Source organism: Streptomyces sp. JW3 (assembly GCF_052216785.1).
Classification (GTDB): domain Bacteria; phylum Actinomycetota; class Actinomycetes; order Streptomycetales; family Streptomycetaceae; genus Streptomyces.
This window is the reverse complement of sequence record NZ_JBQOUX010000071.1, coordinates 22,522-42,062: the sequence shown is the minus strand read 5'-3', so window position 1 is coordinate 42,062 and position 19,541 is coordinate 22,522. Positions and strand designations below refer to the sequence as shown.

The window sequence follows — 19,541 nt, the reverse complement described above, 5'->3', positions numbered from 1 at the left end:
CGTCGACGCCCGCAACGGCGTCGTCGAGCAGACCCGGCGGCACGCCGCCATCGCCGCCCTGCTGCGCGTCCCGCACGCCGTCCTCGCCGTCAACAAGATGGACCTGGTCGACTACCAGGAGCCGGTGTTCGCCGCCATCGCCGAGGAGTTCACGGCGTACGCGACCGAGCTGGGCGTCCCCGAGGTCACCGCGATCCCGATCTCGGCGCTGGTCGGGGACAACGTGGTGGAGCCGTCCGCGCACATGGACTGGTACGGCGGCCCGACCGTCCTGGAGCACCTGGAGACCGTGCCGGTCAGCCACGACCTGGCGCACTGCCACGCCCGGCTGCCGGTGCAGTACGTGATCCGGCCGCAGACCGCCGACCACCCCGACTACCGGGGCTACGCCGGTCAGATCGCCGCCGGCACCTTCCGCACCGGCGACCCGGTCACCGTGCTGCCGTCCGGCCGGACCACCAAGGTCAGCGGCATCGACCTGCTCGGTGAGCGGGTCGACGTGGCGTGGACGCCGCAGTCGGTGACGCTGCTCCTCGAGGACGACATCGACGTCTCGCGCGGCGACCTGATCGTGCCCACCCAGGACGCGCCGGCCACCACGCAGGACGTCGAGGCGACCGTCTGCCACGTCGCCGACGCGCCGCTGACCGTCGGCCACCGGGTGCTGCTCAAGCACGGCACCCGCACGGTGAAGGCGATCGTCAAGGACATCCCGGCCCGGCTGACGCTGGACGACCTGTCGCTGCACCCGCACCCGGGGCAGCTCGTCGCCAACGACATCGGCCGGGTGAAGATCCGTACCGCCGAGCCGCTGCCCGCCGACTCCTACGCCGACTCGCGGCGCACCGGATCGTTCATCCTGATCGACCCGGCCGACGGGACGACGCTCACGGCCGGCATGGTCGGCGAGTCCTTCGCGTCCCCGGAGCCGGTCGTGGCCGCGGCGGACGACGACGGGTGGGATTTCTGAGCATGTCCGCCGCCGCTGTCCGCCGCGCCCTGCCGGTGCTCGCCGTCCTGCCGCTGCTGCTCGCCCTCGCCGCCTGCGGCTACGGGTCGCGGGCCAAGGCCGACGACACCGTCAAGGCGGTGCCGGGGGCGGCGAAGACGGACGGTCTGGACTCGGTGCGGATCGGCTACTTCGGCAACATCACCCACGCCACCGCCCTGGTCGGCAACCGCAAGGGGTTCTTCCAGCAGGCGCTGGGCGGCACCGAGGCGAAGTACGCGGTGTTCAACGCGGGTCCGTCCGAGATCGAGGCGCTCAACGCCGGGTCGATCGACATCGGCTGGATCGGGCCGTCCCCGGCGGTCAACGGCTATGTCAGGTCCGGTGGCGCGAACCTGCGGATCGTCGGCGGGTCGGCGTCCGGCGGGGTGAAGCTGGTGGTGAACCCGGAGAAGATCAAGTCGGTGCGGGATGTCGCGGGCAAGCGGATCGCCACCCCGCAGCTCGGCAACACCCAGGACGTGGCGTTCCTGCACTGGGCCGCCGAGCAGGGCTGGCGGGTCGACGCGCAGAGCGGCAAGGGCGACGTGACGGTCGTCCGCAGCGACAACAAGGTCACCCCGGACGCCTTCCGCACCGGGTCGGTGGACGGCGCCTGGGTGCCCGAGCCGACCGCGTCCCGGCTGGTCGCCGAGGGCGGGAAGGTGCTGGTCGACGAGGCCGGCCTGTGGCCGGAGCAGAAGTTCGTGACCACCAACATCGTGGTGCGCCAGGAGTTCCTGACGGAGCACCCCGGGGCGGTCGAGACGGTGCTGAAGGCGTCGGTGGCGACCAACCGGTGGATCGAGGCGCACCCCGAGGCGGCCAAGGCCGCGGCCAACGAGCAGCTGAAGGCCGACTCGGGGACCGCGCTCCCGGCCGACATCCTCGACCCGGCCTGGGAGTCGCTGACGGTGACCGACGACCCGCTGGCCGCCACCCTCGCCGCCCAGTCCCGGCACGCCGTCGCGGCGGGGCTGCTGGACGACCCCGACCTCGACGGCATCTACGACCTGAGCCTGCTCGACCAGGTCCTCGCAGCGGAGGGCGAGCCCGCGGTCGACGACGCCGGGCTCGGCGTCCGGCAGCACCCGCTCCTTTCCTCGTCCTTCAGGAGGTGACGACCATGGCCACGACCTTCGCCAAGGCCGCCGACGGCACCGACGCCGCCACCCGGGCCGCCCGGATCGAGCACGTCTCGAAGTCCTTCGCGGGCCCGGCCGGGCCGCAGCTGGTCCTGGACGACGTCAGTCTCGACGTCGCGCCCGGCGAGTTCGTCACCCTGCTCGGCGCCTCCGGCTGCGGCAAGTCGACACTGCTGAACCTGGTGGCGGGCCTGGACCGGCCCAGCGCCGGCACGATCGACACCGCCGGGCGGCCCGCCCTGATGTTCCAGGAGCACGCCCTGTTCCCGTGGCTGACCGCGGGCAAGAACATCGAACTCGCCCTGAAGCTGCGCGGCGTACCGAAGGCCGACCGCCGGGACCGGGCCGAGGAACTGCTCGGACTGGTCCGGCTGACGGGCGCGTACGGCAAGCGGGTGCACGAGCTGTCCGGCGGGATGCGGCAGCGCGTCGCGATGGCCCGGGCGCTGGCCCAGGAGAGCCGGCTGCTGCTGATGGACGAGCCGTTCGCCGCGCTGGACGCGATCACCCGCGACGTGCTGCACGACGAACTGACCCGGATCTGGCGCGAGACCAGGCTGTCCGTCCTGTTCGTCACCCACAACGTGCGCGAGGCCGTCCGGCTGGCCGAGCGGGTGGTACTGCTGTCCTCCCGGCCGGGCCGCGTCGCCCGCGAGTGGACGGTGGACCTGCCGCACCCGCGCCGCATCGAGGACGCCGCGGTGGCGGAGCTGTCCGTCGAGATCACCGAGGAACTGCGGGGAGAGATCCGTCGTCATGGCCGGCACTGAAACCCGTACCCCGGCCGCGGACACGGACGGCCTGGCCGGCCTGGAGGCGGGCCTCGACGCGCTGGAGACCACCGAGCGGAGCCGTACGTCCGTCCGGCACACCCTCACCCAGAAGGTGCTGCCACCCCTCGTCGCCGTACTGCTGGTGCTGGCCGGGTGGCAGGCGCTGATCTCCTTCGAGATCGTCGACGACCCGACCAAGCTGCCCGCGCCCGCCGACGTGTGGCGGGTGCTGCACGACGCCTGGCTCGAAGGCACCCTGCTCGGCTACATCTGGACCAGCGTCTCGCGCGGGCTGTCCGGTTTCCTGCTGGCGCTGGTGATCGGCACGCCGCTGGGGCTGCTGGTGGCCCGGGTCCGGTTCGTGCGGGCGGCGCTCGGCCCGATCCTGTCCGGCCTCCAGTCGCTGCCGTCGGTGGCGTGGGTGCCGCCGGCCGTGATCTGGCTGGGCCTGAACAACTCGATGATGTACGCCGTGATCCTGCTCGGCGCGGTCCCCTCCATCGCCAACGGGCTGGTGTCCGGCGTCGACCAGGTGCCGCCGCTGTACCTGCGCGCCGGGCGCACGCTGGGCGCGACCGGGCTGAAGGGCACCTGGCACATCACGCTGCCGGCCGCGCTGCCCGGCTATGTGGCCGGGCTGAAGCAGGGGTGGGCGTTCTCCTGGCGTTCGCTGATGGCCGCCGAGATCATCGCCTCCTTCCCCGACCTGGGCGTGGGGCTCGGGCAGTTGCTGGAGAACGGGCGCAACGCCAGTGACATGGCGATGGTGTTCGAGGCCATTGCGCTGATCCTGGTCGTCGGCATCGCGGTCGACCTGCTGGTCTTCAGCCCGCTGGAGCGGTGGGTGCTGCGCAGCCGCGGTCTGCTGGTGAGGAGCTGAACGCCGTCATGTCCGCACCGGTCCTGCTCGTCATCGCCCACGGCAGCCGCGATCCGCGGCACGCCGCGACCGTGCACGCCCTGGTCCGCCGGGTGCGGGCGCTGCGCCCGGACGTCCGGGTGGAGACCGGGTTCCTGGACTTCAACGTGCCGTCGGTGCCGGGCGTGCTGGAGTCGCTGGCCACCGAGGGCGTCCGGGACGTCGTGGCGCTGCCGCTGCTGCTGACCCGCGCCTTCCACGCCAAGGCCGACATCCCGGCGGTCCTCGCGGCCGCGCCGCCCCGGCTGCGGATCCGGCAGGCCGAGGTGCTGGGCCCGGCCCCGCTGCTGCTGCGCGCGCTGGAGCGGCGGCTGTACGAGGCGGGGCTGAGCCCCGCCGACAAGTCCTCGACCGGGGTCGTGCTGGCCTCGGCGGGGTCCACCGACCCGGAGGCGATCGCAGTGATCGCTGACATCGCGCGGGAGTGGCGGCACACCGGTTGGTGCGCCGTGCGGCCTGCGTTCGCCTCCGCGTCCCTTCCGCGCACCGAGGACGCGGTGCGTCAGCTGCGGGCGGCGGGGTGCGCGCGGATCGCCGTGGCCCCCTATGTACTGGCCCCCGGCCGGCTGCCGGACCGCATCGCGCGCGGCGCGGCCGGCGCCGACGTCCTCGCGGACGTGCTCGGCCCGGCACCGGAGGTGGCCCGGCTGCTGGTGCGACGGTACGAGGCGGCCCGGAGGCCGGCCGCGGCGCGGGTGGCCGTGGGGGCGTGACGCCGGGCGCCGCTCGCACCAGGCCCTGGTCGGGGCGGTCCGGGTGCCGGTGCAGCGGGGTCTCGACGCGCCTGCGGGTGGCGACCACCGCGGCGGTCACGGACGAGCAGGTCACGGACGAGCAGGTCACGGCGGACCAGCCGGTCGCCGCGGCGGTCGGGGCCGACCGGGCGCGCCCCGGATGCGCGGGTTGCGGGCGCGGCGTGCGCGGGTTCCGGGAAACCCTTCCCTCCCCGGTCGTTGATCTGCTGGGATGGTGCTTCGGCGAACGAGCGCGGGGGGCACGGCACAGGTGGGGGCAGGTCGGATATTCGGACATCATCTGGGGCTGCCCGGTGCGCTGTCGGGGCTGCCGTTGAGTCCGCTGGTCCCCGGTTACGCCGAACTGACCGCCGCGCAGCACGCGGCCGGTGCCCGGCACGCGGCCGAGATTCTGGTGCCGTCCGGCGGCGGACTGCGGGTCCTGGACGGTCTCGAGGTGCCGTCCGGTCCGCGCGGCCGCAGACGGGTGGACGGCGCGCTGCTCGACCAGGTGGCCGGTGGCGCCGGTCCCGCCGCGGAACTGGCGCGGCTGCTGGCCGCGGTGCACCGGCGGGACGCGCGGGCGCTGCGCCGGGTCGTGCTCTACCAGTTGATCGGCCTGGTGCAGGACCGGCCGCCGGACCAGTGGCAGCAGGTCGTCGCCGAACTGGGCATCCATCCCGGCGAGGCGGCGGGGCTGCTGGCGGCGGCCCGGCTGCGGCCGGTGCTCGACCCGGGACAGCGGGCCGCCGCCGAGGCGCTCGCCGACGCCTGGGCGGACCGCCGGCTGCACCGGGCCCGGGGCCTGCTGGAACGGCTGCCGCAGAGCGACGACCCGGAACTGCGGGCGCTGCGCGCGGAGCTGGCCGGCCGGCTGGCCACCCTGGAGACGGCGCTGGAGACGGCCCGGCACGCGGCGCGGCACGGGGACGCCGAGGCGGCCACCGAGCAGTACCTGCGGGCGCTGGGCGAGGCCGCGGACGACCGGCGGGCGCTGCACGGCCTGGTCCGCACGCACCGGCCCGAACCCGGCCGGCCCGCCGCGCTGCGGGCCGGACTCGCCCTGGACGGCGTGGCGCTGGCCTGGGACGCGGACGGTGCCGAGTCCTGGCGGCTGCTGTGTCTGCTGCGCGACGAGCGGGGCGGCACCGGGCACCGGGAGGTCCCGGCACTGACCGGCACCGCCCGGGACACCGCCGTCGTCCCCGGCAGCACGGTCCGCTACGCCGCGCTGCCGCTGCGGGCCGGCCAGGTGTCCGGCCCCCCGCTGGTGTCGCACCGGCTGCCGGTCGTCCCGGAGGTCGGCACGCCGGACCTCGCGGACGGGCCGGGGCGGGTGACCTGCGCGTGGACCTGCCCGCCCGGCGCCACCAGCGTGACCGTGGAGCACCGGGGCCCGGAGAGCGCGGCCGAGCGGCTGGACGCCGACGCCGACGGGTTCACCGCGACCGGACTGGCCGTCGGCACCCACGCGTTCCGGGTCAGCTGCCACTACCGGGCCCCGGACGGCACCCCGGTCGCCTCGCCGGGCCGGCTGCTCACCCGTACCGTGCACCCCTGGCCGGAGCCGGTCGGCACGCTCACCGCCGAACCCGACGGCGACGTCCTGCGGTTCACCTGGACCGGGGCGCGGGACGCCGACGTCCGGCTGGTGGAGTGGCCCGGCGCCGCGCCGGCCGCCGGCACCGAACTGCGCACGGACGAACTGCCGGCCCGGCTGGACGGCCTCAGCGACCCGCCGGGCCCGGACCCGGCCGATGACGTCGACCCGCCGCCCCGCCCGGCCACCACCTCCGCCCCCACCGGAACCGTCCGCCCCCGCCGCGGCGGGCACCTGCGGATCGCCGCCGTCGCCGTGCGCGGCGAACGCGCGCTGGCCGGGCCCGTGGTCGGGGTCGAGGCACCGGCGCCGGTCACCGCGCTCGCCGCCCGCCGACTGCCGGCCGGGGAGGCCGCCGTCACCCTGGAGTGGCCGGCGGGCACCGGACAGGTCACCGTCGCCTGGGAGCCACTGCCGGGACCGGAGGTCACCGCGCCCGGCGAGGGCGGTGAGCGGACCGTCACCGCGCACGCCTACCGGCGCGGCGGCCTGCGGCTCCCGGTCGGCCCGCACGCCGTACGGGTCCGTGCCTCGGTCGCCCCCCAGGTGCCGGGCGCGGTCCTGCTGCCCGCCGAGCCCGCCGAGGTGCTGCTCGCCGCGGACACCGCCATCGGGTACCAACTGGTGCGCGCCCCGGGCCGGTTCCGGTCCCGCCGCCGCCGGCCGCTGCTGCGGGTCACCCTGCTGGGCCCCGACCCGGCCGGCGCGGACCTGCCCGAGTTCGTGTGCGTGGTGCGCGGCGGCACCCTGCGCCCCCGGCACGCGAGCGACGGCACCACCGTGCTGCGGGTGGCCGGCACCGACCTGACCCGGCACGGCGGCACGGTCGAGCAGGAGCTGCCGGCCGCGCCCTTCCCCGCCCCCTACACGCTGCGCGGCTTCCTGCTCGGCGAGCACGCCACGGCCGTACGCCTCGAAGAACCCTCCCCCGCGACCCTGGTGGTGCGCTGAGCCCATGACGACCGTCACCTGCCCCTACTGCTTCACCCGCGCCTCGGCGGGCCGGCTGCCCTACCGCTGCCAGATGATGCCGAGCGGCGTCAAGGGCGCGCCGTGCGGTCCCGTCCGCGACGACATCTGGGCCGGGTTCACCGGGCCCAACGCTCCCCCGGCGGCCCGGATGCGCGGCCCCGTCTTCGACCCGCCGCGCAGCGTGGGCCGGGTGCTGGGCAGCTCGGCGGGCAGCGTGCCCTGTCCGAAGTGCGGGGTCGGCACCCCGGTCCGGGTCTGCGGGACCTGCCACAACGACCTGCCGAGCGACTACTGCGACCAGGACAGCCGCATCATCGCGCTGGTCGGTGCGAAGGCGTCGGGCAAGAGCACGTACGTCTCCGTGCTGGTCAACGAACTGAACCAGCGGGTCGGGCAGGCGTACCACGCCTCGCTCGCGGCGATGGGCGCCAGCACCCAGCGGCGGGACAAGGAGATGGCCGAGGACCTCTACGAGCGGCTGCGGCTGCCGGACGCCACCCGCCCGGCGGCGCTCGGCTTCAGCGACCCGCTGCTGTACCGGCTGAGCCTGCCCCGGCGCGGCCGGCCCGGCGGCGGCACCCGGCACACCACGCTGGTCTTCTTCGACGCGGCCGGCGAGGACCTCGCGGACGCCGAGGCGATGGACCGCTACACCCGCTACCTCAGTGCCGCCGACGGCATCATCATGCTGGTCGACCCGCTGCAACTGGGCTCGGTACGGGACCGGTTGCCGGTGCACGACGGGCCGCCGCTGCCGGCCGTGGAGACCCCGCCGGAGCAGATCGCCGCCGACCTGGCGACCCAGCTGCGGGCGCACGGGCGACGGGGCGCGCGGGGCCGGGTCAGTACGCCGATCGCGGTGGCCGTCACCAAGACGGACATGCTCGGGACGCTGCTCGACCCGCACTCGCCGCTGCTGGGCAACGCCCCGCACCAGGGCGGGGTCTACGACGACGAGGACCGGCTCGCCGTGCACGAGGAGATGCGGTCGCTGCTGGCGGACTGGGACTCGGGGACGCTGATGCGGCGCCTTGAGCTGGACTTCGCCGAGGTGTCGCTGTTCGGGCTGTCCGCGCTGGGCGCGCCGCCGCCGGCCGACGCCCCGGCGGACGCCCCGAAGTCGGGGCCGCAGCCGGTCCGGGTGGAGGATCCGCTGCTGTGGCTGCTGAGCCGGCAGGGGCTGCTGCGGGTGCGCGGCGCCGGGAAGGGGCGGGTCAAGTGAGCCTCGCCCAGTTGCACTACACGTCCGCGCCGCCCGGACCGGACGGTTCCGGGTTCCGGTTCACCGCGATCAGCGACGGCGTGCCGCAGGGGCTGCTGCGGGAGGCCGAGCAGCTCATCGGGTACGAGCCGCCGCGCGACCTGCCGGCCCGGCCGGACGCCGCACAGCTCAGCGGGTTCCCGAAGGCGCTGGGCTGCCACGAACTGTCCGACGGCGGACGGCTGCTGAGCCGTACCGTCTACACGGGCGCGGACTACAGCGGGCGCTGGGGCAACTTCCACGCGCACGCGCTGTATCTGCCGCCGGGGGCGCGGCTGCCGGACGGGGCGCTGCCCATCACGGCGTGGGAGTCGCCGCGCTGGGCGGATGCCACGCCCGCCGACCGGCGGCCCGCTCCGCTGGACCGGCTGGAGCCGTCCGGGCTGCTGCGCCGGGACGGCCTGATCGCCTTCGCGGCGTCCCGGGCGGACCGGCTGGCCGCGTTCTTCGCCGACCTCAGGGTGCTCGCCGAGCAGCCCGACGCCTGCCAGCTGGTACTGGTGGAGCACGACAGCGCGGCGGTGGCCCAGTGGATCGCGCTGGCCTGCGCGGTGCTGCCCCGGGAGGTGGCGCACCGGCTGACGTTCACGACGTACACCCGCCGTCCGCAGCAGGCCCGGCAGCAGATCGTCGGCGCGCTGCCGTCGTCGGAGCCGTGTCCGCCGGGGCCCCGGCTGCGGGTGCACGACTGCACCGGGCGGGCGGCCGAGGGGGCGGCGGGGGCGGTGCCGGACGCCTGGGCGGACACCTGTGCGCGGGTGTGGGGCGCGGGGCGTCCGGAGCTGTTCCGGGACGCCTCCCTGGATCTCGGGTACCTCGCGGCGGCGGCGCTGACCGCCGGGGTGGCGCTGCGCTCCGACGCCCGGGCCGCCGCCGCCCAGTGGGCGGCCGAACGGGTCGGGACGCTGCCCGAGCCGACCCTGACGGCGCTGATCGGCGTGCTGAGCACGGCTACGGTCGCAGACGCGTCTGCGTCGACGGCTACGGCTACGGCTACGGCGGAGACCGGTGCCGAACGGGCTGCCGTGGCCGCGCTCCTGGACCGGGTCGAGGGGCGGCTGCCGATCGCCGTGACGGCGCCGCTGGCCGGGCGGGTGCTGACCTCGGCGGTGCTCTCCGGCGGACCGGTGCCCGCGCTGCGCGCCGGGTCGCTGACGCCGGTGGTCCGAGGCGGGCTGGCCCGGACGCTGGCCGCGCCGCTGCGGTCCGGCATCGCGGACGTGCGCGAGCCCGCCACCGGCCGTCCGCTGCTCCTGCTGGGCACCGCCGACCTGCTCGACATCGACTGCCAGGACCTGCTGCCGGGGCTGGCGGGGCGGCTGTCCCGGGTGCTGGTGGCGGCGCCGGACGGCACGGCGGGTCCCGGTGGGGAAGAACCACCGCCCGCCCTGCTCGCCGCCGTCGAGGAGCATCCCGCCCTGCGCATCGCTCTGTTCGGCGCCCTGGACGCGCTGGCCGCCGCCGATCCGGCCGCCGTCGCCCGGCGGCTCGCGGGGTCGCGGCTGCCCGTCGCTCTGCACCCGGGCTTCCCGCACCTGCGGATGTGCGTGCTGGCACCCGGCGGCACCGGGCCGGACGCCGCCGACCGACTCGCCCGCTTCCACGGCGTCGTGCGGGCCGCCGGCGTCTCGCCGCACGCCGACCCGGCCGTACTGCGGACCGCCCTGGCCCTGGTCTGGCCGGGCGAGCTGCCGACCAGCCAGGAGGCCAGCCTGCTGCTGAACGAGCTGGGCTCCGACATCCACCGCGCGGCCGGCACCCGTGACGTCCTGGTCGACGCCGCCCTCGCCGCGCCCCCGGACGACGTGGACGTCCCCGTCCTCGCCGCCGACCTGCTGCGCTGCTTCCCGGCCGAACTGCGCCCCGGGCAGCGGGCCGCACTGCTCCTGCTGGAGTTCACCGGCCTGCTCGGCACCGGGGGCGAGGGCGAGGAGTGGGTCGGCCGGGCGCTCGGGCTGCGCGCCGGGGCCGCCGAACCGGTCCCGGACACCGTCACCGAGCGGGTCTTCGCCGCGCTGGCCCGGCGGCTGGTCGACGGCCCCACGCCGGACAGCGAGCTGTACGGGCTGGCCCGGTCCGGGGAGACCCGGCTGCTGGCCGCCTACGAACGGACGGTCCACGCCGAGCGGGTCCGGGACCGGCTGCGCACCTCGCCGGAGTACGCCGCCGCCTGCTTCTGCGCCTGGAGCGCCTGCCCCGGCGTCCATCCGGCCTGGGACGAGACCCGTACCGCCCTGCTGGCCAAGGTGCTGCGCCCGGTGCTGCGGTCGCTGCCCGCCGCGGAGCTGGCCGGGATCGAGGACACCCTCGACCGGGCGGGCGGCGGCCGGCTGGACGCGTTCCGCGCCTGGAACCGGCCCGGCGCCCTGGGCCGCCTCACGGGCCGCTTCGCCGGCCGCGCCCGCCGGGCCGAGCGCCCGCCGGTGCGGCACGGCGACGTGGAGCCGCCGGCCGGGGAACGACGCCCGTGACGCCCGGCGACGGACGGCCCCCCGGCGCGGGAGGCCCGCCATGACCTCCGACCTCACCCCACTGCTCATCCTCGGCTGCGGGACCGCCCTGGTCGCCGCCGGCGTGTGCGCCGGCCGGGCCGGGTGGGAGCTGGCGGCCGCCAGGCTGGACGCCGTATGGCGGCGGCCCGGACCGTGGCGGGCCGGGCAGGCCCCCGGCGCGGGAGGCTCACCATGACCTCCGACCTCACCCCACTGCTCATCCTCGGCTGCTGGACCGCCCTGGTCGCCGCCGGCGTGTGCGCCGGCCGGGCGGCGTGGGAGCTGGTGGCGGCCGGGCTGGGGGCCGTGTGGCGGGGGCTCGGGCCGTGGCGGGCCGGGGAGGGGGACGGGCGGCTCGGGCCGCCCGGTCCCGGTGAGCCCGCGCATCTCGCCTACTACTGGCGGCAGCTGTGGGTGGACGCGGCCACCGCCGCCGCGCACGGCCCGCGCACCGTCTGGCGGGACCTGGCCGACCCGTGGCTGCGGCGGACCGCCCGCCACCTGTTCACCGGGCGGCGCCCGGACGGCCGCCGGGTGGACATCCCGGTCAACCGGTTCCTGCTGGCGGTGTTCATCGCCCCCGGCACCGCCGCCGGCGCGGCCCTCGGTGCCGTCCTCGCCTGCGCCGCCCTGACCGCCGTACTCACCGTGTTCGCGCTGCTGCTCGGGCTGGTGTGGCTGGGTTGGGCGGCGGCCGTACCGGCGCTGCGCGCCCTGGAGCGCGGCCGGCGGCTGCTGCGCGGGGTGCGCGTCAAGTGCCCGCACCCCGGCTGCTACCGGCCCGTGCCGCTGGCCCTGCACCACTGCCCGAACTGCCGCGCCGAGCACCGCGCGCTGCGCCCCGGCCGGTACGGCGCGCTGTGGCACGTCTGCGGCTGCGGGCACCGGCTGCCCGCCACCCGGCTCACGGGAGGCGGCGCGCTCACCGCGCACTGCCCGTACTGCGAGCGGTGGCTGCCCGCGGCCGCCGGCACCACCCGCGTCGTGCACGCGCCGCTGATCGGCGGCGCCTCCGCCGGCAAGACCATGTTGATGACCGCGATGACGGAGGGACTCCAGGCGTGGGCCCGGCAGGGCGGGCTGTCGGTGGAGTACGCCTCGGACGCCGACCGGCGGGCGGCCGGCGATCTGGCCCAGGAGGTCCGGCGCACCGGCTGGGCGCACGCGACGACCGGCGGGCAGCCACGCGCCCTGATGCTGCTGGTGCGCCGGGGCCGGCGGCGCCGGCTGCTGTATCTGTACGACCCGATGGGCGAGTCGGTGAGCGAGGCCGAACGAGCGCGCGGGGAAGGGTACTTGGCGCACGCGGACGGGGTGGTGCTGGTCGCCGACGTGCTGGCGGCACCCGAGGTGCGCCGCCGGCTCTCCCCCGAGGACGCCCGCCGGGTGACCGACGCCCGCCCCGCGGCGCAGGGGCCCTGGGAGACGTACCAGCGGCTGACCGGGGAGCTGGCGGCGCTGACCGGGCGGCGGGCCCGGCTGCCGGTGGCCGCGGTGGTCACCAAGCGGGACGTCGTCGAGCAGCTCGGTTCGCTGCCGGTGCCCGGGGCGCGGATCGACGACTGGCTGACCGAGATCGGCCTCGGCGCCCTGGTGCGCGCCCTCGGGCACGACTTCCGGTCGGCGCGCTACTGGACGGTGAGCGCCCACGCCGCCACCTGCGCCGGCCCGTTGGAGAGCGAACAGCTCCGGGCGGCCGAGCCGGTGCTGTGGCTGCTCGCCGCCTCGGGGCTGCGGACCGGCGGCGCGACGGAGAGGACGGGCACGCAGGCATGACTGGGGCCCGGGTGACCCCGGCCGTCGGCCGCGGCCGGCGGCTGGTGGCGACGCTGTTCCTCGTCTCCCTGGCGGTGACACCGGCAGCGGTGGCGGCGCTGCTGTGGTGGCTGCTGTGACCGATCCGCACTCCCTTTACCCGCTGACAGACCCGACTGACAGAAAGGCGACGACCACGTGAGCGACATCCCCGGCGGGCCGATGGCGAACCGGCCGGTCCACTTCATCTGGCTGCTCGACTGCTCGTACTCGATGCAGGGCGACAAGATCGCCAAGCTGAACTACGCGATCCGTGAGGCGCTGCCCGAGATGCGGGCGGTGGCCGACGACAACCCGGCGGCGCAGTTGCTGCTGCGCACCATCACCTTCTCCACCACGGCCCAGTGGCTGCACCAGGCGCCGGTCCCGGTCGACGACTTCACCTGGCAGGACGTCGAGGTGGACGGCATGACCAACCTGGGCGAGGCACTCACCCTGGCCGCCCGGGAGCTCCAGACCCCGCCGATGCCGCAGCGCGCGCTGAAGCCGGTGCTGGCGCTGGTGTCGGACGGCGTGCCCACCGACGACTGGCGGGCCGGCCTGGCGGCGGTCGACGCGACGCCCTGGGGCCGCAAGGCGGTCCGGATCGCCATCGCGATCGGCCAGGACGCCGACAAGGGCGTACTCCAGGAGTTCATCGGCAACCCGGAGTTCAAGCCGCTGGAGGCGCACAACGGCAAGCAGCTCGCCGCGGCCATCCGGTGGGCGTCCACCGCGGCGGTGAAGGCCGCCTCGCAGCCGATGGCGGGACAGGAGGACCCGACGGTCAAGCAGCCGTTCGCCCCGCCGGTCCTGGACGACGACGATGACGACGACGTGTGGTGACGCTCCGGGTACGGCCTTGGGAGACCCTCGGCGAGAGCGTCCCGGGCGTCGGCAAGCGGTGCAATCAGGACTGGTACGTGTGCCAGGGCGCGGGCAGCGCGGCGGACCCGCTGGTGCTGGCGGTGGCGGACGGCCACGGGTCGCCCGCGTACGCCCGCAGTGAGCTGGGCGCGCGGTTCGCCGTGGACCGCTTCACGGTGCTGGCCGCCGAGTTCGGCCGGGCGGCCCACGACTGCCACGATTCGGGCCGGCTTGCCCGGCTGATGACGTACGCCCGGGACGACTTCCCGCGCGCCCTGGTGCGGGAGTGGCGGGCGGCGGCGCTCGGGCACTGGGACCGGCACCGCCCGGTCGCCGACGGCACCGGGCCGCGGCCGGGGGCCGACGAGAGGCTGCGGCTGTACGGCACCACGCTGATCGGCGCGGTGCTCACGCCGTGGCTGCTGGTGGCCTGGCAGCTCGGCGACGGCGATCTGGCGGTGGTGGCGCACGACGGCACGCTGGAGCGGCCGTTGGCGCCGGCCGAGGAGGCGCTCGGGGACGAGACGGACTCGCTGTGCGCGCCGCGTGCCTGGCGGCAGATGCGGATGCACTGGGCGCCGGTGTTCGAACAGGCCCGGCTGCCCCGGCTGGTGGTGCTGTCGACGGACGGGCTGTCCAAGAGCTTCGCGGCGGCCGACGGGTACGCGGCGTTCGTCGCGGACCTCCGCGACCGGCTGGCCGCGGACGGCGGCGGCGCGGGCGTACGGGATCTGCTGCCCCAGTGGCTGGCGCAGGCCGCGCGGCACTCGGGCGACGACACCACCCTCACGGCGGCACTGCGGGCCCCGGGCCCCGAAGCCGAAGCCGAAGCCGAAGCCGAAGCCGAACGACTATGCGAACGAAAGACGGAGAGCTGAGACATGAGCGGCATGCTGGACGGCGGCACGCGGCTGGCCACGGAGCACGGGGACGAGGTCGAGATCCTCGGCCTGCTGGGGGCCGGCGGGCAGGGGGAGGTGTACCGGGTCGCGACCTGGACCGGCGAGAAGGCCCTGAAGTGGTACTACCCGACGTCGGCCACCCCGCAGCAGGAGGCGATCGTCCGGGACCTGGTGCACCGGGACTTCCACGACGACCGGTTCCTGTGGCCCGAGGCCCATGTGGGGCCGTACGGCGGTTCCTTCGGCTATCTGATGGCGCTGCGCCCCGAGCGGTTCAAGGGGCTGCCCGAGCTGTTCCGCCGCCGGCTGCGCACCAACACCCGGGCGCTGCTGCGGGCCTGTCTGTACACGGTGGAGGCGTACCAGGCACTGCACATGCGGGGCGTCGCCTACCGGGACATCTCCTGGGGCAACATCTTCTTCGACCCGGCCACCGGCGAGGTGCTGGTCTGCGACAACGACAACGCGGTGGTGGAGGGCGATGTCAGCGGCATCTCCGGCACCATGAAGTTCATGGCCCCGGAGCTGGTGCGGGGCGATCCGGGGGCGCACCCCGGCACCCAGTCCGACCTGCATTCGCTGGCCGTGCTGCTGTTCATGCTGCTGATGAACCACCACCCCTTCGAGGGCCGCCGGGAGCTGGGCATCCACTGCCTGGACGACGCGGCGGAACGCAAGCTGTACGGCCGTGATCCGCTGTTCGTGTTCGATCCGGCCGACGACGCCAACGCGCCCGACCCGATGGAGCACACCACCGTGCTGGCCACCTGGGAGGCGACGGCGGAGCGGCTGCGGGAGCTGTTCCGCCGGGTCTTCACCACCGGGCTGCGCGATCCGGCGACGCGGGTGCGCGAGTCGGAGTGGCGGGACGCGCTGCGGGCGGTGCTGGACGCGGTGGTGGAGTGCGCGGCCTGCGGGCGGCAGAACATGACGGAGCCGGGTGCGAACCCGCCGCCCCGGGCCTGCTGGGGGTGCGGGGCGCAGGTGGTGCTGCCGCCCCGCCTTGAGGTGACCACGCCGCCGCCGCGCGCCGGGCACCACATCCGGCTGGGCCGGGCGGCCCGGGTGCAGGCGCACCATCTGCTGCCGGAGCCGGAGCGGCACGACTGCTCGGACGCCGCGCTCGTCGCGGAGCTGGTGGAACACCCCGCCAAGCCGGGCCGGTTCGGCATCGCCAACCGCTCCGAGCGGACCTGGACCGGCACCCGCTCCGACGGCACCCTCCAGCGGATCGGGCCCGGCCAGACGGTCCCGCTGCGGGCCGGCCTGGAACTGGACCTCGGGGAGGGGGCGCGGGCGGTGGTGCACGCGAGGTGACGGCACCTCACAGGCGTGCCAGGTGAGGGGTCGTCACAAGCCCAGCGCACGCCCCAGTTCCTGAGCCAGCGCCAGGCTGCCGCTGCCCGCCGCCACGCCGACGCCGATGGTCTCCAGCGCGGCCCGGATGCGGCCCCGGTCGGCGGCCCGGCCCTCCTGGCCGGCGCGCATCAGCTCGCCCTGGATGACCTCCGCGTCGGCCGCCAGCGCCGGCTGCTCCCCGCGCAGCCGCTCCACCAGCCGGTCCGCGAGCGCCAGTACGGCGGCCGGGTCCGGACCGTGGTTGATCTCGATCCGTCCGTGGTCGCCGAAGTTGGCCGGGCCGCTGATGTTCCCGTGGAAGTTGTACGTGCTCATGGGGTGGGTCCTCCCTGGCCCTGGGCCGCCGCCGGACCGCCGGGGCCGTGCGGCCCGGGCGGTCCGTTGACGGTGATCTGGCCGCCGGTGCCGATGTTGCTGGGGCCGGTGATGTCACCGGAGATGTGGTACGTCTGCGTGCTGATGACCTGCCGCGCCCGGTCGAAGGAGCTGGTGTCGATGTGGTGGTCCGTCAGGAACCGTTCGGTGGCCACCAGTACGCCCTGCTGAAGCCGGAAGAGGTAGTCCTGCGCGTCGATCCGCTCGGCGTACCCGGCCTCCGCCCAGTCGCCGAGCCGGGCCCGCACACTGCCGTCGGCGCCGTGGTCGACCAGCAGGTGCTGGTCGGTGATCTCCCGGCGCCGCCTGGCCAGCGCCCGCGCGTCCTGCCGGGCCCGGCGCCGGCGGGCGCGGCGCCGTCCCGGCGCGCCGCGCAGGTCGGGCCACAGGTGCGAGGTGGCGTACGCGACCAGGCTCCACGACCGGTCGAACGGGGCCACCGGCAGCCGGTCCACCCGGTCGAAGCGCCCGCCGAGCGGCGGGATGACGTAGGCGGCCACCTCCCAGGTCAGGTGGGGATGGTGCAGGATCGCCCGCAGATACATGCTGACGACCACCCGGCCGCCCTCGCCGACCCGTTCCAGGCACAGGTGGGTGCGCATGCCCGCGCCGGGGGTGAGCAGGCCGGCCTGCACCAGCTGTTTGGGGAGCTGGGCGCGCGGGCGGGCGGTGCGGTCGGGGACCAGTTCGGGCAGCAGGTGGGCGTGGCTGCCGAGGACGTAGAGCCGGTTCCTGACCCGCAGGCCCGCGAGGCCCGCGATGGACTCCATCTGCCGGGCCACGTAGGTGTGCAGGTCGACGGCGTCGAACGGGCGGGGCGGGAGGGTGCCGCCGCCGGGTGCCTCGGCCGGCCGGCTGACGTCGACGGGCTGCCAGACCACTTCCTTGATCTTGGTGCCGCTGCCGACGAAGGGGGTGGTCAGGGCGGCCGCGTCGGCGTAGGGCAGCGCGTTGGCCCGCTTGAGTTCGTGCAGCCACGCCTCCGTCTCGGGGTGCACCGGCGGGGCGAGGGCCTCGGCCTTCCCGGTGCCCACGAACACCGCGCGGGCCGCGGCGCGGGCCTGGGACTCCGCGCGGTGGATCAGCCACCAGGAGGCGCCGAGGACGGTGAGCGGCCCGTAGATCCCGACCAGGGCGACCGAGTCGAGCCCGGCGACCAGTCCCCACCCGGCGACCAGCAGCGCGGCCACCAGGGCGGCGGCGAGCCAGGTGAGCTGCCGGTCCAGCGTGTCGCGGCGCACGACGGCGGCGCGGGCGTGCCGGGCGAGGGCGACGAAGTTGATGCCGAGGGTGAGTCCGGGCGAGGTCAGCCGGTCCCCGGTGAGCTCCCGGTCGGCCCAGCGGGCGAACCGCTCGTCGAGGTGGACGGCGGCGCACAGCCGCCGGGTGACCCCGTCCTTGCGGTACTGCGGCAGCGCCGGCAGTGTCCTGGCCCCCACGGTGCCACGCCCTTCCCCCGTACTCCGGCCCACCTTAACCAGCGGCTCGGGGCGCCGTCAGCTCCACCAGCTTCTCGACGGTGTTCCAGTTGCGGGTGGTCGCGACGACGCCCTTGGTGACGCGCGGCCGGGAGAGCAGCTCGGCGAGCCTGGAGCGGCCGAGGCCGTCCGGCGCGTAGAGGTAGAGGGCCCGGTCGCCGAGCCGGAACTCCTCGGGCAGACAGGCCGCTCGGTCGATCTCGGCGAAACGCCCGGCGTCGACCGGCGCGGAGAAGTAGGTGACGTGCAGTTGTTTGGGCGCGAGTTCGGCGGCCGGGAACGGGCACGCGTCGACGACGGCCCGCAGATAGGCGTGGTCGCGCACGATGACGTCCACCGCGAACCCGAACCGCCGCTCGATCGCCGCCGCCAGCCCGGCCGCCAGCGACTCCTCGTCGCCGGACCCGGCACGGAACACGGCCTGCCCGCTCTGGAGATGGGTGCGCACGGCGCCGTGCCCGAGCTCTTCGAGCAGCGCCCGCAGGTCCGCCATCGGGACCTTCCTGCTGCCGCCCACGTTGATCCCGCGCAGCAGCGCCGCGTACGTCGTCGTCATGCGCACACGATAGAGCGGGCCTCTGACATCCGGGCGTACGGCGGCCGTCGTGCCCCGGGGGGCGGGCCCGACGGCCGCAGGTCCGCGCGGCTCCGCTCCTACCCCTTCCGCGCGGCGGCCAGTTCCGCCTCGATCAGGTCGGCCGCCCGCCGGGTACCGCCCTCCGCGGCCATCTCCGCCTGGATGCCCGCCAGCCGCCGGGCCACCTCCGGGTCGTCGAGCAGGGCGAGCGCGGCCGTGCGCAGCGCCTCGGCGGTCGCCTCCTCGGTCAGCAGCTTCCGGGCGACGCCGAGCCCCTGCAGCAGGTCCGCGTTCCCGAACTGGTCCACGGCCTGCGGTACGGCGATCATCGGGGTGGCCGTGGCCAGTCCCTCCTGGCTGCCGCCCGCGCCCGCGTGGGTGACGAAGAGGTCCGCCTGCCGCAGGATCGCCAGCTGCGGAACCCAGGACCGCACCTCCACGTTCTCCGGCAGGTCGCCCAGCTCGGCCGGGTCGACGTGCCGGCCCACCTGGAGCACCAGGTGCCAGCCCGGCAGCGCGCCGAACGCCCGCACGCACTCCCGGTAGAAGGCCGGCTGCTTGGTGAAGGACGAGCCGAGCGAGACCAGCACGACCTTGTCGGCACCGGTCGGCCGCTGCCACGTCCCCTCGGCGCTCCGGTCCCCCTGGCAGGCGCCGACGAACGTGTACGTCGACTCGTCGACCCGGTCGGCGTTCGGCTGGAGCGCCTTGGGGATCAGCACCAGGGAGCGGTCGGGACGGCCGGCGAACGGGTCCGGGTGCTGGGTGATCCCGTTCGCCGCGAGCCAGCCGCTGAACCGGGCGTAGTACGCCTGTCCGCGTTCGGTCTTCAGCGGCTCCTCCCACATCGGCTCCGCGACCTCCTGCTCGTAGCCCTCCCAGGCGACCAGGTTCGGGGAGAGGGAGATCGCCGGTACGCCCCAGCGGTGGGCGAGGACCCGGGCCGGGTAGGAGGTGATGTCGTGCAGGACGAGGTCCGGCTCGTCGCCCTCGTACGCCGCGACGAGCTGCGGCAGCGCCTGGATCGCGTCGGCCAGGAACGGCTCCACGTTGTCCAGCAGGGTGCTGCCCCAGGCGGCCGGGTCGGCGTCGGGGCCGGGCAGCGTGCTGTTCCAGAGCTTCGGCTCGGCGCCGGTCCCGGCGACCTTCGCGGCGAACGCGGGCGGGATGGCGTACGTCACCCGGTGGCCCCGGGCGACGAGTTCGCGGATCACCTCCAGGCTGGGGTTCACATGGCCGTGGGCGGCGACGGAGAACATGGCGAGATGGGCGCGACTGGTCATGCGCCGACAGTAGGCGAGACGA

The 19,541-nt window shown here is 75.7% G+C and carries 18 protein-coding genes; 14 read left to right on the top strand and 4 right to left on the bottom strand.

Going from position 1 to position 19,541, the window contains the following annotated elements; genetic code table 11:
- From ACTT8P_RS25690 to ACTT8P_RS25625, 14 genes are all read left to right on the top strand, one after another.
- Nucleotides 1-970 (top strand): sulfate adenylyltransferase subunit 1 (locus ACTT8P_RS25690; protein WP_442834111.1); only part of this gene is annotated, 970 nt, incomplete at its 5' end.
- Between the two features lie 2 nt (nucleotides 971-972).
- Nucleotides 973-2,109, top strand: a complete 1,137-nt coding sequence (locus ACTT8P_RS25685) for an aliphatic sulfonate ABC transporter substrate-binding protein (protein WP_442834110.1) — start codon at nucleotides 973-975, stop codon at nucleotides 2,107-2,109.
- A gap of 5 nt (nucleotides 2,110-2,114) precedes the next feature.
- Nucleotides 2,115-2,903: an ABC transporter ATP-binding protein gene (locus ACTT8P_RS25680; RefSeq protein ID WP_442834109.1), complete on the top strand. Its 789-nt coding sequence runs from the start codon at nucleotides 2,115-2,117 to the stop codon at nucleotides 2,901-2,903.
- On the top strand, nucleotides 2,890-3,786 hold the full coding sequence (locus ACTT8P_RS25675; RefSeq protein WP_442834108.1) for an ABC transporter permease: 897 nt from the start codon (nucleotides 2,890-2,892) through the stop codon (nucleotides 3,784-3,786). The genes ACTT8P_RS25680 and ACTT8P_RS25675 overlap by 14 nt, the downstream gene beginning before the upstream one ends.
- Before the next feature lie 8 nt (nucleotides 3,787-3,794).
- Nucleotides 3,795-4,538 (top strand): sirohydrochlorin chelatase, encoded by a 744-nt coding sequence (locus ACTT8P_RS25670; RefSeq protein ID WP_442834107.1) that lies wholly within the window; start codon nucleotides 3,795-3,797, stop codon nucleotides 4,536-4,538.
- A gap of 355 nt (nucleotides 4,539-4,893) precedes the next feature.
- Nucleotides 4,894-7,110 (top strand): hypothetical protein, encoded by a 2,217-nt coding sequence (locus ACTT8P_RS25665; protein WP_442834106.1) that lies wholly within the window; start codon nucleotides 4,894-4,896, stop codon nucleotides 7,108-7,110.
- Between the two features lie 4 nt (nucleotides 7,111-7,114).
- Nucleotides 7,115-8,353: a TRAFAC clade GTPase domain-containing protein gene (locus ACTT8P_RS25660; RefSeq protein WP_442834105.1), complete on the top strand. Its 1,239-nt coding sequence runs from the start codon at nucleotides 7,115-7,117 to the stop codon at nucleotides 8,351-8,353.
- A complete protein-coding gene (locus ACTT8P_RS25655) occupies nucleotides 8,350-10,863 on the top strand; it encodes a GTPase-associated protein 1-related protein (RefSeq protein WP_442834104.1) in 2,514 nt (837 codons plus the stop codon). The genes ACTT8P_RS25660 and ACTT8P_RS25655 overlap by 4 nt, the downstream gene beginning before the upstream one ends.
- Before the next feature lie 40 nt (nucleotides 10,864-10,903).
- Complete coding sequence (locus tag ACTT8P_RS25650) at nucleotides 10,904-11,080, top strand: hypothetical protein (RefSeq protein ID WP_442834103.1); 177 nt, start codon at nucleotides 10,904-10,906, stop codon at nucleotides 11,078-11,080.
- Nucleotides 11,077-12,660, top strand: coding sequence for a TRAFAC clade GTPase domain-containing protein (locus ACTT8P_RS25645; protein ID WP_442834102.1), 1,584 nt, complete (start codon nucleotides 11,077-11,079; stop codon nucleotides 12,658-12,660). The genes ACTT8P_RS25650 and ACTT8P_RS25645 overlap by 4 nt, the downstream gene beginning before the upstream one ends.
- Nucleotides 12,657-12,779: a hypothetical protein gene (locus tag ACTT8P_RS25640; protein WP_442834101.1), complete on the top strand. Its 123-nt coding sequence runs from the start codon at nucleotides 12,657-12,659 to the stop codon at nucleotides 12,777-12,779. Before ACTT8P_RS25645 ends, ACTT8P_RS25640 begins: the two co-directional genes overlap by 4 nt.
- Before the next feature lie 82 nt (nucleotides 12,780-12,861).
- Entirely contained in the window at nucleotides 12,862-13,524 is a 663-nt protein-coding gene (locus ACTT8P_RS25635; RefSeq protein WP_442834113.1) for a vWA domain-containing protein, read from the top strand.
- A complete protein-coding gene (locus ACTT8P_RS25630; protein ID WP_442834100.1) occupies nucleotides 13,518-14,423 on the top strand; it encodes a protein phosphatase 2C domain-containing protein in 906 nt (301 codons plus the stop codon). Before ACTT8P_RS25635 ends, ACTT8P_RS25630 begins: the two co-directional genes overlap by 7 nt.
- 3 nt (nucleotides 14,424-14,426) lie before the next feature.
- Nucleotides 14,427-15,764, top strand: coding sequence for a protein kinase domain-containing protein (locus tag ACTT8P_RS25625; protein WP_442834099.1), 1,338 nt, complete (start codon nucleotides 14,427-14,429; stop codon nucleotides 15,762-15,764).
- Nucleotides 15,765-15,797: 33 nt separating this feature from the next.
- Here the strand turns inward: ACTT8P_RS25625 and ACTT8P_RS25620 are convergent, their stop codons facing one another.
- The 4 genes from ACTT8P_RS25620 to mgt all read right to left on the bottom strand — a co-directional run bounded on the left by ACTT8P_RS25620 (nucleotide 15,798) and on the right by mgt (nucleotide 19,519).
- Nucleotides 15,798-16,121, bottom strand: coding sequence for a hypothetical protein (locus ACTT8P_RS25620; protein WP_442834098.1), 324 nt, complete (start codon nucleotides 16,119-16,121; stop codon nucleotides 15,798-15,800).
- Nucleotides 16,118-17,620, bottom strand: coding sequence for a hypothetical protein (locus ACTT8P_RS25615; RefSeq protein WP_442834097.1), 1,503 nt, complete (start codon nucleotides 17,618-17,620; stop codon nucleotides 16,118-16,120). Before ACTT8P_RS25615 ends, ACTT8P_RS25620 begins: the two co-directional genes overlap by 4 nt.
- Nucleotides 17,621-17,654: 34 nt before the next feature.
- Entirely contained in the window at nucleotides 17,655-18,215 is a 561-nt protein-coding gene (locus tag ACTT8P_RS25610) for a DUF1697 domain-containing protein (RefSeq protein WP_442834096.1), read from the bottom strand.
- Between the two features lie 98 nt (nucleotides 18,216-18,313).
- The gene (mgt, locus tag ACTT8P_RS25605) at nucleotides 18,314-19,519 is read right to left on the bottom strand and encodes a macrolide-inactivating glycosyltransferase (protein WP_442834095.1); all 1,206 of its coding nucleotides are present in this window, start codon (nucleotides 19,517-19,519) and stop codon (nucleotides 18,314-18,316) included.
- Nucleotides 19,520-19,541: the final 22 nt, after the last annotated feature.